Here is a 12,514-nt window from a genome sequence, read left to right as displayed (position 1 = left end):
TAATCAAACGAATATGCCTGAAAACTATTTAAGCGATTCCCCTTCGACTGCCGGTCCCGGCCGTCCAAAAGACCTGGTCAAGCGCAAGGCGATCCTTGATGCGGCCAAGGACCTGTTCGTGCGCAACGGTTATGCGAGTACCAGCATGGACGCCGTCGCAGCGGAGGCCGGGGTCTCCAAGTTGACGGTCTACAGCCATTTCACCGACAAAGAGACGCTGTTTTCAGCAGCCGTGGTGGCCCGTTGCGAGGAACAGTTGCCTGAACTGTTCGTGGATGTCGCACAAAATGCGCCTGTGGAGAAAGTGTTGGTGGGTATTGCGAGAGGCTTTCACACCCTCATCAACAGCCCGGAATCCATCGAACTGCACCGTTTGATGATCGCCCTCGGCACGCAGGATACGACGCTATCAGCGGTGTTTTTCGAAGCCGGTCCGCAACGAATCCTTCAGGAAATGGAGCGATTTCTGACGCGGGTGAATCACACCGACGGCTTGCATTTCGATTCGCCTGCGAGCGCGGCGGGGCACTTTTTGAGTTTGATCAAGGGCGTGTGCAATTTCCGGTTGCTAATTGGCAACGGCGGCGTGCCGGATGAGCAGACGAGCGAGCAGCATGTGCAGGAAGTGGTGGCGTTGTTTTTGAGGGCGTACAGAGCCTGAGTATCCAGTCACACCACCGAAGGCAGGCCTTGCGTGGATATCTGTGGGAGCGAATTCATTCGCGAATGGCCCGTCCGGTCGATAGAGATCCATCGCCTGAACAACCGCTTCGCGAATGAATTCGCTCCCACAGGTTCGAGGGCGAAATCACGTTCAGCAGCGCCCCTCGCCCATCAGGGCTTCAACGCCTTCTTCGGATACACGTCATACCGGCTGGATTTGCCATCCAGCGCATACCCCGGCTTGGCGCCTTCGATGCACGGGGCTTTGCGCGGGCGTTTGACCACCACACGGTGGGTCGCCAATGCCAACGCCGCTTCCAGCAACGCCGGGGCGTCCATGTCGTCGCCCACCAACGGGCGGAACAGGCGCATTTCTTTCTTCACCAATGCCGTTTTTTCGCGATGGGGAAACATCGGGTCGAGGTAGATCACCTGCGGCGGCTCGCCTTCCCAAGTGCGCATCAGCTCGATCGAGTTGCCCGTCAGCAAACGCATCTGGCCAATGATCGCGCCCACGTCGAGGTCCTGAGCGCCCCGCGCCAATCCGTCCTCCAGCAGCGCGGCAATGATCGGTTGGCGTTCGATCAGGCTCATTTCACAGCCCAGGCTGGCCAGCACGAACGCGTCCTTGCCTAACCCGGCGGTGGCGTCCAGCACCCGAGGACGGACACCCGGCTGAACGCCGACGGCCTTGGCGATCATCTGCCCGCTGCCGCCACCGAACAGGCGCCGGTGGGCCGCTTTGCCCTCAACAAAATCCACTCGCACAGGCCCCGGCGCATCGTCGCCCAGCTGTTGCAACTGCAGGCCGTCATCGTTCAATTGCAGGGCAAAATCCGCTTCGGTGTCCTCCAGCGGCAGGCCCAGACGCGTGGCCCATTGTTCCGCTTTTTCCCGGGCATCGACCGTCAGGGCTTCAACGCGAATGCGGCTGCCCGCTTGCTGCTCAGTCATCTCTTCAACACGCTCAAATTTTCTTAATGATTGGCAACATCTGCCGATAACGAAAGTATCCGGCATTTTGCCAGACCCACGGCATGTACTGAGCGCTTATGTCAGACATTCAGCAAACATCCTCGATAGGTTATTTGACGTACGCAGGCGACTACAGCGTACGCAATACCGAAACCCTGAGCGGCGTCACGCAGCTCTGGCAGGATGCGTTTGCCCGTGCGATGGCGCAGCAGGTCGATGACAACGCCGCCGCGCCTTCCGAGTACCCCGCCGTTGCAGCCGCGACGGACAGCATGACCGGCGAACCCGTTGCGGGCGCCAGAACGTTGGGCAAAATCGTCGAGCAGCGCGAATGCCCCGTCGTGGACACAGAAATTGCCCCGCCTGAGCCGCTGTTTCTGCCCATCGCCGAATTCGAATGGGACCTGGCCAAACGACCCGTGCCGTTCAGCGCCAGCGAAATGATTGAACAGCAACGCAATCTGGAAATTGACAGCAGTTGGGTCCGCCCGACCGTGCTGAACCCTTACGACGACAGCGTCGAGCCGGGCCCCGGTCCTCAGCCTCGCCCTCTGTTCCTGCCGATCGCCGAGTTCGAATGGGATTTGGCCGACAAGCCTGCCACGCCGTACAGCGCTGAAGAAATGAGCGAACAGCAGCGTAACCTGGAGTTCGATAACGGCTGGGCCCGTCCGATCGTGCTGCAGAATCTGCGGATTGCGGCCTGATTAGGGCGCACACGCTGCCCCTGTAGGAGTGAGCTTGCTCGCGATTCAGTGTGTCAGACGGCAAGGTGGTGACTGATCAAACGCGATCGCGAGCAAGCTCACTCCTACAAGACTGACGCTACCGACACACCCGCCACCGTCCCATGTCCACATGAAAATGATTCTGGTGGGCCGCGTTGTAATCCGGCCCCAGCACGGTGTTGAAGTGCTGACAGGCATTGTCCCTGACCAGCCTCAGAAACCTCCCGTTATCGCCCTCGTCTTTCCAGTCCTTGAGCACGGAAATCCGCCTGCCGTCCGCCAGACGAAACCCTGCGATGTCCAGCGCATTGGCCGTGGCGTGCTGACTCAGGCGCCCCTCGCTGCGGTTGTAGACGTTGCGGCAGGCGAAGCTGCCGAGGTGATCGATCTGCGTGACCTTCTCCCCAAACACCGCTTGAGCCGCCGGTTGCAGGCCATGAATGTCGAACAGCGCGTAGGCCACCGCCAACGGGCAGCTCGAAAGAAAACTGCTGCTCAACGCCACGTCTCCGCCTTGAATGCTCAAGGTATTGCTCAGCGGGCATTTGGCGTCGGCGGCGCTGTCTGCCTGATGGGCATAGCGCAGAGTGGAAGTTTGCAAAGCCTGATCGCACAGGGCCGGGTCATCCTGCAAACGCCAGAGTTTGAAGGGGGTGAGCAGGTTCGGCTGTTCCCGCACGTCCAGCGGCGCCCACGGGTTCCAGCGCCCAGGGACAGGCAACCAATCGCGCCACACCGAGAGCCCGATGCCGAGGCACATCAGGAGGAATAACAGGAAAAGGGTCGAGCCGCGCATGGGCGAGGTTTCCGCAGTGAGGACAATGGCATCCCCTAACTGACCTCACAGCAAGCCGAGTTGCTGCACCTCAGGCCCACGCTCCAGCGTTGGCAATTCAGGCAGGCCGGGCAGCAATGTCAGCAATTCCTCATGGAAACGTCTGGCAAGGTCGGGGGCCTGGATGTTATCTGGCGTGTGCAGAAAGACGTAAGGCGTACGCCCTTCCTCGATCCAGGCCGCGACTTTCAGCGCCCACTGCTCGACAAAAGGCTCGTTCGCTTCCAGTTCTGGACGCCCGATGAAACGTACTTGGGGGAATAACGTGAGTGCTGCCGGGCGTACGGGCACCTTGGGTTTCTTCGATTGCGCATGCAGCACGGCCGGGGCCTGTGACACGCAACTGAACAGCGGTCGCGAGTCCAGACAGATACGCTCGACGCCCCGGTCGAGCAGCAGACGATTGAGCATGCGCTCGCCTTCACCCTTGTCGAAGAACCCCATGTTGCGCACTTCCACTGCCAAGGCGCGGCCTTCCAAGGCGTCGATAAACGTTGCTAGCTCGCCGAGGCGATGGGGTGAAAAGGTCGCGGGAAGCTGCAGCCACAGGGGTTGAACGCGTTCACCCAACGGGGCCATCAGCTTCAGAAAGTCTTGCGCGGCAGTCAGGTGTTCGCGCAGGTCGCCCGCGTGGCTGATGTCACCGGGAAACTTGGCCGTGAATCGAAAATGCTCAGGCAAGACCTGCGCCCAGCGTTCGACAGTGGTGTCTTTGGGACGGGCGTAAAACGTGGTGTTGCCTTCGACGGCATTAAAGACCTGAGCGTAGAGTTCAAGCAGATCGGAGGTGCGGGCATCTTGCGGGTACAACGACTGACGCCAGGCGCTTTCGCTCCAGGACGGACAACCGATGAAATAAGGGGGATTGGCGACGTTCAAACGTGCAGATCGAGGCCCGAGACTTCGAGGTCCCAATCGACAAACGTTGAAGTCGTCAGGTAGCTGCTCAGGGCACTGGCCACCCGGCGACTCATGGCGCGCGGGAAAATGATGTCCTGTTGGCGTGCCGGCACATTGGCCGTGCCACCGGTTTGACGGCGAGCGGTCTGCGGAACGACTTCTTCAACGTCGTCGATGATCACCTCTTCGGAGGCGTTATCGATCGTCGCAGCGCCTTTGCGGGGCTTGCGCTTTATGGGGTACGAACGTTGTGAAGGACCGTTAATCCGCATCGATGCTTACTCGGCGTCTTGTAGTGGCAATTTAATCTCACGAACGCACTTAAGCAAACTCGCGAACGATAACTAGACCACAGTTATTGCCGAATGTTTAAAACCGCCGGGCAGAAATGATCGCTTTGTCGCCGAACGGTAGTAAATGCTGTGACTTGGGTCTCAGTTGTGGCGTGTTGATATCGGTTGAACACGTAATAGCGCAGCTTGCTGGCGAGGGAGCCGTGGCGGCTGTACCTCCGCCTCGCGAATGAATTCGCTCCTACAGGGTTCAGATGGATCAACGCGCCTTGGGGGTGGCCACTTTGTCCCGCAGGTAAACGGGCTGTGCGTCGTCCGCGACGATGGCTTCGCCACGGTGCCAGGCGAAGGTGCCGAGGGTCAGCAGATCTTGAGCGTGGGGCAACATGGTGGCGTCATGGCCAGACAGGTTGACGGCGATGCGCTCGGCGTAGCCCCAACCGGTGCCCGCTCCGAACCACTCCCCCGATGCGTCGATGGGCAATGCCGCACGCTCAGGAGGCATCACCGCTTCCTCGCCCAGCAGACGCATTTCCCCGACCGTTTCGCGATAGCAGCCCCAATACACTTCATCCATCCGCGCATCGATGGCCGCTGCCACCTGAGTCACCCCGCGCTCACGAAAGGCGCGTTGCGCCAAGGCGGCGAGGTTGGACACCGGCAAGACCGGGCGCTCCAGGCCGAACGCCAATCCTTGTACCACGCCAATGGCGATGCGCACGCCAGTGAACGCGCCGGGGCCACGACCGAACGCAATGGCGTCCAGTGCGGACAGGCCAATGCCCGCCTCGGCCAGCAGGTCCTTGATCATGGGCAGGAGTTTCTGCGCATGCAGGCGCGGGATCACCTCGTAGTGAGTCAGCACTTTGCCATCGTGCAGCAAAGCAACTGAGCAGGCTTCAGTGGCGGTGTCCAGGGCCAGCAAGGTCGTCATCGGGGTGTCCGTGGTTGAGCGAATGAAGGGGTGCACAAAGCGTTACAAAAAATGAGGCGGCATTATAAACAACAACGGCCCGCAAGCGGGCCGTCGTTCACTGCGCTAATGAAGGATCAGCCCAGCGCTGCGTTCACCTTGGCGGTGATGTCTTCCACGGAACCGACGCCCGCGATGCTGCTGAACTTCGGCGTGCCGTCTTTGGCTTCGAGTTGCTTGTAGAACTCGACCAGAGGCTCGGTCTGCGCGTGATAGACCGACAGGCGATGGCGAACGGTCTCTTCGACGTCGTCTTTGCGCTGAACGAGGTCTTCGCCGGTTTCGTTGTCCTTGCCTTCAACCTTTGGCGGATTGAATACGGTGTGGTACACGCGGCCCGAACCTTCGTGCACACGACGGCCTGAAATGCGTTTGACGATCTCTTCGTCATCGACCTTGATCTCTACCACATGGTCAATCGCCAGGCCCGCATTCTTCAGGGCTTCGGCCTGAGGAATGGTGCGTGGGAAACCGTCGAACAGGCAGCCATTGGCGCAGTCAGGCTGCGACAGGCGATCCTTGATCAGGCCAATGATCAGGTCATCGGAAACCAGACCGCCGCTGTCCATGACGCTTTTGGCTTTCAGGCCCAGCTCGGTGCCCGCCTTGACCGCTGCCCGCAGCATGTCGCCAGTGGAGATTTGCGGAATGCCGAATTTCTTGGTGATGAACGTAGCCTGAGTACCTTTACCGGCCCCGGGAGCTCCCAGCAGAATCACGCGCATTGTTGTGCTCCTCAATTTTTATAGAGATTTCGTCGGATTCGCCTAAATGGGGCCAATCACTTTAAAAAATTAACTGACCCAACGGCCAAAGGCTGATCAAGATACACAGCCGGTTCATGCCGCACAAGACGCCAAAAGTCGCAGCAACCCGCGAAAAACCAGTAGCTTGCCAACGATCAATACTTTGGTACGACCCGGTGCAACTTCAGGGGTGTGCATCCTTGTCGATGAGCCAGGCGCCGCGAGATGAAGACCTGCGCCCTCACCCGCGTCGCAAGTGCCGCGTCAGCCGGTGTTACGCAAACCAGCGGCAATGCCTGCGACAGACACCAGCAGCGCCTGTACCAAAGGACTGTCCAGACTCGCGTCCTGTTTGCGCGAGCGCGCCAGCAATTCGGCCTGCAATAGATGAAGGGGGTCCAGATAGGTGTTGCGCAGGCTGATGAACTCCAGCGTCTCGGGGCTGTGGGCCAACAGCTGCGATTGGCCGGTCAGCCCCAGCACCACGTCACACGCCTGCGACAATAGGTCGCGCAAATGTGCACCCAAATGCAGCAGCCCCGGCTCCACCAGACGTTCGTCGTAGAGCTGCGCGATGTCGCTGTCTGCCTTGGCCAGCACCATTTCCAGCATGTCGATGCGCGTGCGGAAGAATGGCCACTGTTCGCGCATCTGCCCTAGCAGGTCGCCCTGCCCTCGCTCCAGCGCCTTGCTCAGCGCGTCTTCCCAGCCGAGCCATGCAGGCAGCATCAGGCGGGTCTGGGTCCAGGCGAAAATCCAGGGGATCGCGCGCAGGCTTTCGACGCCCCCTGCGCGGCGCTTGGCCGGACGGCTGCCCAACGGCAGGCGGCCCAGTTCCTGCTCGGGCGTGGCCTGGCTGAAGTATTCGACGAACTCGGGATTCTCCCGCACAACAGCGCGGTAGGCCTTCACGCCATCTGCCGCCAGCTCGTCCATCATCTGCCGCCACGCAGGCTCCGGCAACGGCGGTGGCTGGAGCGTCGCTTCGAGCACAGCGGCCAGGTACAGGTTGAGATTCTGTTCGGCGATATCAGGCAACCCGAACTTGAAGCGGATCATCTCGCCCTGTTCGGTGGTGCGGAAACGCCCGGCCACCGACCCCGGAGGCTGCGAGAGAATCGCCGCGTGGGCAGGACCGCCGCCACGCCCCACCGTGCCGCCGCGGCCATGGAACAGCAGCAGTTCGACTTGCTGGGCGCGGCAGATCTCCACCAGTTTTTCCTGCGCACGATACTGCGCCCAGGCCGCCGCCGTGGTGCCCGCGTCCTTGGCCGAGTCGGAATAGCCAATCATGACTTCCTGCGGGCCATGCAGACGCAGGCGATAGCCCGGCAGGCTGAGCAGGTGCTCGATCACCGGCCCGGCGTTATCGAGGTCCGCGAGGGTTTCGAACAGCGGCACGACGCGCATCGGTCGTTGTAATCCGGCCTCTTTGAGCAGCAATTGCACGGCCAAGACATCAGAAGCAGCACCGGCCATGGAGATCACGTAAGAACCCAAAGACGCCGCAGGGGCAGCAGCCACTTCGCGACAGGTGGCCAGCACTTCGGCGGTGTCAGCAGCCGGTTTGAAATGCGATGGCAGCAGCGGCCGCTTGCTGTTCAGTTCTTCCAGTAAGAACTCGATGCGCGCCTCTTCGCTCCACTCGTTATAGCGCCCCAGTCCGAGGTAATCAGTGATCTCGGTCATGGCCGCACTGTGGCGCGTGGAGTCCTGTCGGACGTCGAGTTTGACCAGGAACAATCCGAAGGTGACCGCCCGACGCAGACAGTCCAGCAGCGGACCGTCGGCAATGACGCCCATGCCGCACTCGTGCAATGACTGGAAACACAACTGCAGGGGTTCCAGCAATTCCCGGTTACTGTTCAGCACGTCTTCCGGCGCAGGCTGAGTGACTTTCAGTGAAGCATGGGCCCAGTTACGGGTAGCACGAAGACGCTCACGCAACTTTTTCAGCACGGCACGATAGGGTTCGACGCTGTCACCCGCTTCGGCCTGCAAAGCAGGGCTGGCCTGTTGCATCGACAGCTCGGCGGCCAATTGATCAACGTCACGCAGGTACAGGTCCGCCGCCATCCAGCGCGCCAGCAACAGCACTTCACGGGTCACGGCGGCGGTGACGTTTGGGTTGCCGTCGCGATCGCCACCCATCCATGAAGCGAAGCGAATCGGTGCGGCTTCCAGTGGCAAATGCAGACCGGTGGCAGCTTGCAGCGCCTGATCGGCTTTGCGCAGGTAATTGGGAACGGCCTGCCACAGCGAGTTTTCGATGACGGCAAAGCCCCATTTCGCTTCATCCACCGGGGTAGGACGTACCCGGCGGATTTCTTCGGTGTGCCACGCTTCCGCGATCAGGCGTTGCAGACGCTCGGTGATCTGGGCACGCTCCTGACGGTTCAGGTCGCGATGGTCAAGGGCAGCCAGTTGTGCGGCGATGGCGTCGTACTTCTGGATCAGGGTACGGCGCGCCACTTCAGTCGGGTGCGCAGTCAGCACCAATTCAATCTCCAGCTTGCCGAGTTGGCGAGCCAAGGCTTCAGGTGACTGCCCGGATTCCTTCAAACGCTCCAGCAACTCGGGAAGCACGCGGGATTCGAACGGCTGCGGCTTGCTGTCATCCCGTCGATGAATCAGTTGGTACTGCTCAGCGATGTTGGCCAGGTTAAGGAACTGATTGAACGCCCGCGCCACGGGCAGCAACTCGTCCTCGCCCAGGCTTTCCAGATTGGAACTCAGTTGCTCGGTGCTCTGGGTCGCGCTGCGGCGTCCGGCTTTGGCACTTTTGCGAATACGCTCGATTTTTTCGAGAAAATCAGCCCCGTGCTGATCACGAATGGTATTGCCCAATAGCTCACCCAGCAGGTGAACGTCCTCACGCAATCGTGCATCGATATCAGCCATCCAGCCTTCTCCTTCAGCGTTTTTTTGTTCTGTCCTGAGTCAGTTCGGTCATCCCGAACTGAACGCCCTCGTAAGTTTTGCCTCTATCAATGTGTATAGAGCGACAAATTCATGCACCTACGCAACCCTTTGCCTTACATCTGCCGGGAGCAAGCTAGTCTCAAGACGGGCCACGTCACGCATTGGACGACGGCTCGACAATTCGCCAGAACCCGCTCACACGCGGGTCGTTGAAGAGGTCTCTATGAAAATCCGTGAGCTCGCAAAACACTGGGAAGATTCCGCGAAAGGTCGCCTGACCAAAACCGGCTACGCGGTTCACCTGGATGTAGAAGCCGCGGCCCGCCTGGCCGCCATCGCCGAAATGTACCCCAAGCGTTCTGCCGAAGAACTGCTGGGCGAGCTGATCGGCGCTGCGCTGGAAGATTTGGAAGCCAGCTTTCCCTACATCAAAGGCCAGCATGTGGTCGCCACCGACGAGGAAGGCGACCCACTGTATGAGGACGTCGGCCCTACGCCACGATTCCTCGCGCTGTCTCGACGTTATCTGCAGGATTTATCCGAGCAGCAGGACAACGCTCAACACTGATCACGACGTCGTTTTTAGAGCATCAACAAAAGGCGCGCTCACCCCGAAAACCGGGGGCGGCGCGTCTTTTTTTGCGTCAATTTACGAGCGCCAATTTTACATCACGCAACAAAACGCCCGCCCGTAAGAGCGAAAACGTCTGAACTATTCAAAATCGGCAAAGGTCCGAACCATTAGCCATTACAGAAAAGCCGACAGGTGGCAGCGGAAATTGACCCTGGTCATGTCCCCGCCCAGGCCAGCGCTGAAATGGAAAATCTAGCTTTCAGGAGTTTCAAAATGGAGTTGACCACCATGAATACCCGCACTGCCACTCACACCATCAAGAGCCCGCGCGGGCTGAAACTGGCCGCGTTGGTCGTGGGCACCAGCCTCCTGCTTGCCGGTTGCGCGGGCAAACCTCCAAGCGAGCAATACGCGGTGACGCAATCTGCCGTGAACGCTGCAGTCAGCGCGGGCGGCACCGAGTACGCGGCCGTCGAGATGAAGTCGGCGCAGGACAAGTTCAAGCAAGCTGAACTGGCCATGCAAGAAAAGAAATACGACGAAGCTCGCAAGTACGCCGAACAAGCTGAATGGGACGCTCGTGTAGCCGAACGCAAGTCACAAGCGGCGAAAGCACAGAAAGCGGTGCAGGACGCGCGTCAGGGCGTCAACGAACTGCGTGAAGAAGGTCTGCGTCAGGCTCAGCCGACCGCTCAATAACCTCCCGCACTTCAAGCATTGCCACTGGATTTAAAGGACGAACATATTATGCGCAAACAAGTACTGATCCCTGCCCTGCTGGCCCTGAGCGTTGGTCTGGCTGCCTGCTCTTCGCAACCAAACGTGAATCTGGAACAGGCTCGCACCAACTACTCGGCGCTGCAAAGCAACCCGAAATCCACCGAACTCGCGGCCCTGGAAACCAAGGACGCCAGCGATTGGCTGAACAAGGCCGACGCCGCTTACCGCAACAATGAAGATCAGAAGAAGGTGGACCAATTGGCCTATCTGACCAATCAGCGCGTTGAGCTGGCGAAGCAGACCATTAACCTGAAGACCGCTGAAAACGATTTGAAGAACGCTGCGGCCCAACGTGCCCAGGCGCGTCTGGATGCTCGCGATGCGCAGATCAAAGCGCTGCAGAACAGCCTGAACGCCAAGCAGACCGAGCGCGGTACGCTGGTGACCTTCGGCGACGTGCTGTTCGACCTGAACAAGTCTGATCTGAAATCCGCAGGTCTGGTCAACGTCAACAAGCTGGCCCAGTTCCTTCAGGAAAACCCGGATCGCAAAGTGATCGTCGAGGGTTACACCGACAGCACCGGCTCCGACAGCTACAACCAGTCGCTCTCTGACCGTCGCGCCAACTCCGTGCGCATGGCGCTGGTGAAGATGGGCGTGAGCTTGGACCGTGTTGTATCCCAGGGCTATGGCAAGGAATACCCGGTTGCTGACAACGCCAGCGCTTCGGGCCGCGCCATGAACCGTCGCGTGGAAGTCACCATTTCCAACGACAACCAGCCGGTCGCACCGCGTTCGTCGATGCAATAAACCTGTTGCAGCGATAAACAAAAGCCCCGCCTGTTGACGAACAGGCGGGGCTTTTTTGTGGATGACGGAGCGACGTCTACTGCACCCTCTGCGGCGTTTCCTGCCCCATGCAACGCACGGCCTGTTTGCGGTCGTTGACCAGCACACCGGTCAGGCCTTTCTGTTCGGTGTCGAACAGCACCATCACGCCTTCCACGCATTGCGCGACTTGGGGCGCAGGCTCCAGCGCGACTTTGTAATCCTCCCCCGGAACGGTCTTGAGCATCGTGAACTGGCTCAATTCCAATGCGTCCTCGGGCTTGGCGAAGTGCAGGTAGCCGTAGTACCACAGCACGCCCACGGTGCCGAAAATGCAGCCGATGCCGGTGAGGATTTGCGGGATGAAGTTACGCTCTTCGGTCATTTCGGCTTCTCTTCAGGCTTACTGTCCGACGGCGTGGACGCACTTTTCTGGCGCGGATCAGGGTCGGGATAGTTGGGAACTTCGGCCAACCGACGCAGGCCACTGAAATGCGCCGGATCATCCAGATAACGCACCATCACTTCCTGCCACGTGGGGTCGGCGAAGGTCTGGACATGGGGGCCACGGGTCAATTGCAACACCCGAGGTGGGGGCGCGTTCTGGTACAGACTGATGCCGTTGTGAAGCGGGACTTGCGAATCGTCGAGGCTCTGGAACATCAGCATCGGCGTGCCTTTCAATTGAGCGATGCCGTTGATGGCACTGTCGCTGTCAGGAATCACCCACGACAACGGACGCTTGAACGGCCACGTCAGCCAGGACGTGCCGAGGGTGTATCGCGCGACTTCCCGGTAGCTGGCGGGCACGCCGTCGAGCACGAGGGCCTTGATGCGCGAACGCTGTTGCGGGTGTTCGGCCAGGTAATGCACGGCCAATGCGCCACCGATGCTCTGTCCCAGCACCACCAGCGGTTTGCCCTGTACGTCCGGGGCTTTGCTCAGCCAGTCGAACGCCGCGTCAATGTCCTGATAAATCGCGGGCAGGCTGGGCTCGCCTTCCGATTTGCCATAGCCGCGGTAGTCGAGCAGCAGCACTTGATAGCCCTGCTCGGGCAGCCACCAGCTCCCACCCAAATGCCAGGCCATGTTGCCGCCGTTGCCGTGCAAGTGCAGCACCGTTCCTTTGACCGGGACGCCTTCCTTCGCAGGCAGGAACCATGCGTTGAGCCGGGTCCCGTCTGCTGCCGTGAGGGTCACGTCGCGCCAGGCGATGTGGGCCTTTTCCGGGGTCAACGGCACTTCACGTTCGGGGTAGAACAGGAGTTGGCTGCAGCCGGTGAGCGTAATGAGCAGCAGCAACGTCAGAAGAGGCTTCAAGCGATGTCCTTGTCGTTCGCGTAGCTGTAGGAAACCA

At 60.0% G+C, this 12,514-nt stretch carries 14 protein-coding genes; 5 read left to right on the top strand and 9 right to left on the bottom strand.

Annotated elements, in window-relative coordinates; translation table 11 throughout:
* Nucleotides 1-13 precede the first annotated feature (13 nt).
* Complete coding sequence (locus tag ACWKWE_RS16130) at nucleotides 14-661, top strand: TetR/AcrR family transcriptional regulator (protein ID WP_483851337.1); 648 nt, start codon at nucleotides 14-16, stop codon at nucleotides 659-661.
* A 173-nt stretch (nucleotides 662-834) separates the two neighbouring features.
* Here ACWKWE_RS16130 and ACWKWE_RS16125 read toward each other — a convergent pair whose 3' ends face one another.
* Nucleotides 835-1,617 (bottom strand): class I SAM-dependent methyltransferase, encoded by a 783-nt coding sequence (locus tag ACWKWE_RS16125; RefSeq protein WP_483851095.1) that lies wholly within the window; start codon nucleotides 1,615-1,617, stop codon nucleotides 835-837.
* Nucleotides 1,618-1,715: 98 nt separating this feature from the next.
* Here ACWKWE_RS16125 and ACWKWE_RS16120 point away from each other — a divergent pair, with 98 nt between their 5' ends.
* Nucleotides 1,716-2,345 carry an energy transducer TonB gene (locus tag ACWKWE_RS16120; RefSeq protein ID WP_483851094.1) on the top strand — a complete coding sequence of 210 codons (630 nt, stop codon included), beginning with the start codon at nucleotides 1,716-1,718 and terminating at the stop codon, nucleotides 2,343-2,345.
* Between the two features lie 118 nt (nucleotides 2,346-2,463).
* Here ACWKWE_RS16120 and ACWKWE_RS16115 read toward each other — a convergent pair whose 3' ends face one another.
* The 6 genes from ACWKWE_RS16115 to ppc all read right to left on the bottom strand — a co-directional run bounded on the left by ACWKWE_RS16115 (nucleotide 2,464) and on the right by ppc (nucleotide 9,014).
* Nucleotides 2,464-3,162 carry an extensin-like domain-containing protein gene (locus ACWKWE_RS16115; RefSeq protein ID WP_483851093.1) on the bottom strand — a complete coding sequence of 233 codons (699 nt, stop codon included), beginning with the start codon at nucleotides 3,160-3,162 and terminating at the stop codon, nucleotides 2,464-2,466.
* Nucleotides 3,163-3,207: 45 nt separating this feature from the next.
* Nucleotides 3,208-4,080, bottom strand: coding sequence for a DUF72 domain-containing protein (locus ACWKWE_RS16110; RefSeq protein WP_483851092.1), 873 nt, complete (start codon nucleotides 4,078-4,080; stop codon nucleotides 3,208-3,210).
* Nucleotides 4,077-4,373: a hypothetical protein gene (locus tag ACWKWE_RS16105; RefSeq protein WP_166593566.1), complete on the bottom strand. Its 297-nt coding sequence runs from the start codon at nucleotides 4,371-4,373 to the stop codon at nucleotides 4,077-4,079. Before ACWKWE_RS16105 ends, ACWKWE_RS16110 begins: the two co-directional genes overlap by 4 nt.
* A 280-nt stretch (nucleotides 4,374-4,653) precedes the next feature.
* Nucleotides 4,654-5,328, bottom strand: a complete 675-nt coding sequence (gene tsaB, locus ACWKWE_RS16100) for a tRNA (adenosine(37)-N6)-threonylcarbamoyltransferase complex dimerization subunit type 1 TsaB (RefSeq protein WP_483851091.1) — start codon at nucleotides 5,326-5,328, stop codon at nucleotides 4,654-4,656.
* A gap of 116 nt (nucleotides 5,329-5,444) precedes the next feature.
* Nucleotides 5,445-6,092, bottom strand: a complete 648-nt coding sequence (gene adk / locus ACWKWE_RS16095; protein WP_166593568.1) for an adenylate kinase — start codon at nucleotides 6,090-6,092, stop codon at nucleotides 5,445-5,447.
* Between the two features lie 285 nt (nucleotides 6,093-6,377).
* Nucleotides 6,378-9,014, bottom strand: a complete 2,637-nt coding sequence (gene ppc, locus ACWKWE_RS16090) for a phosphoenolpyruvate carboxylase (RefSeq protein ID WP_483851090.1) — start codon at nucleotides 9,012-9,014, stop codon at nucleotides 6,378-6,380.
* Between the two features lie 244 nt (nucleotides 9,015-9,258).
* Here ppc and ACWKWE_RS16085 point away from each other — a divergent pair, with 244 nt between their 5' ends.
* The 3 genes from ACWKWE_RS16085 to lptF all read left to right on the top strand — a co-directional run bounded on the left by ACWKWE_RS16085 (nucleotide 9,259) and on the right by lptF (nucleotide 11,139).
* Nucleotides 9,259-9,603: a pilin assembly protein gene (locus tag ACWKWE_RS16085; protein WP_166593570.1), complete on the top strand. Its 345-nt coding sequence runs from the start codon at nucleotides 9,259-9,261 to the stop codon at nucleotides 9,601-9,603.
* Between the two features lie 279 nt (nucleotides 9,604-9,882).
* Nucleotides 9,883-10,308 carry a DUF4398 domain-containing protein gene (locus ACWKWE_RS16080; protein ID WP_483851089.1) on the top strand — a complete coding sequence of 142 codons (426 nt, stop codon included), beginning with the start codon at nucleotides 9,883-9,885 and terminating at the stop codon, nucleotides 10,306-10,308.
* A 48-nt stretch (nucleotides 10,309-10,356) separates the two neighbouring features.
* Nucleotides 10,357-11,139 carry a lipotoxin F family OmpA-related lipoprotein LptF gene (gene lptF / locus ACWKWE_RS16075; RefSeq protein WP_166593572.1) on the top strand — a complete coding sequence of 261 codons (783 nt, stop codon included), beginning with the start codon at nucleotides 10,357-10,359 and terminating at the stop codon, nucleotides 11,137-11,139.
* Between the two features lie 76 nt (nucleotides 11,140-11,215).
* Here the strand turns inward: lptF and ACWKWE_RS16070 are convergent, their stop codons facing one another.
* Entirely contained in the window at nucleotides 11,216-11,542 is a 327-nt protein-coding gene (locus tag ACWKWE_RS16070; protein WP_483851088.1) for a PA3694 family proteiin, read from the bottom strand.
* Nucleotides 11,539-12,477 (bottom strand): alpha/beta hydrolase, encoded by a 939-nt coding sequence (locus tag ACWKWE_RS16065; RefSeq protein WP_483851087.1) that lies wholly within the window; start codon nucleotides 12,475-12,477, stop codon nucleotides 11,539-11,541. The genes ACWKWE_RS16070 and ACWKWE_RS16065 overlap by 4 nt, the downstream gene beginning before the upstream one ends.
* Nucleotides 12,478-12,514: the final 37 nt, after the last annotated feature.

Source organism: Pseudomonas salicis, assembly GCF_057128705.1.
Note: the sequence above shows the minus strand (reverse complement) of the source record. Positions and strands in the feature narration are given on the sequence as shown.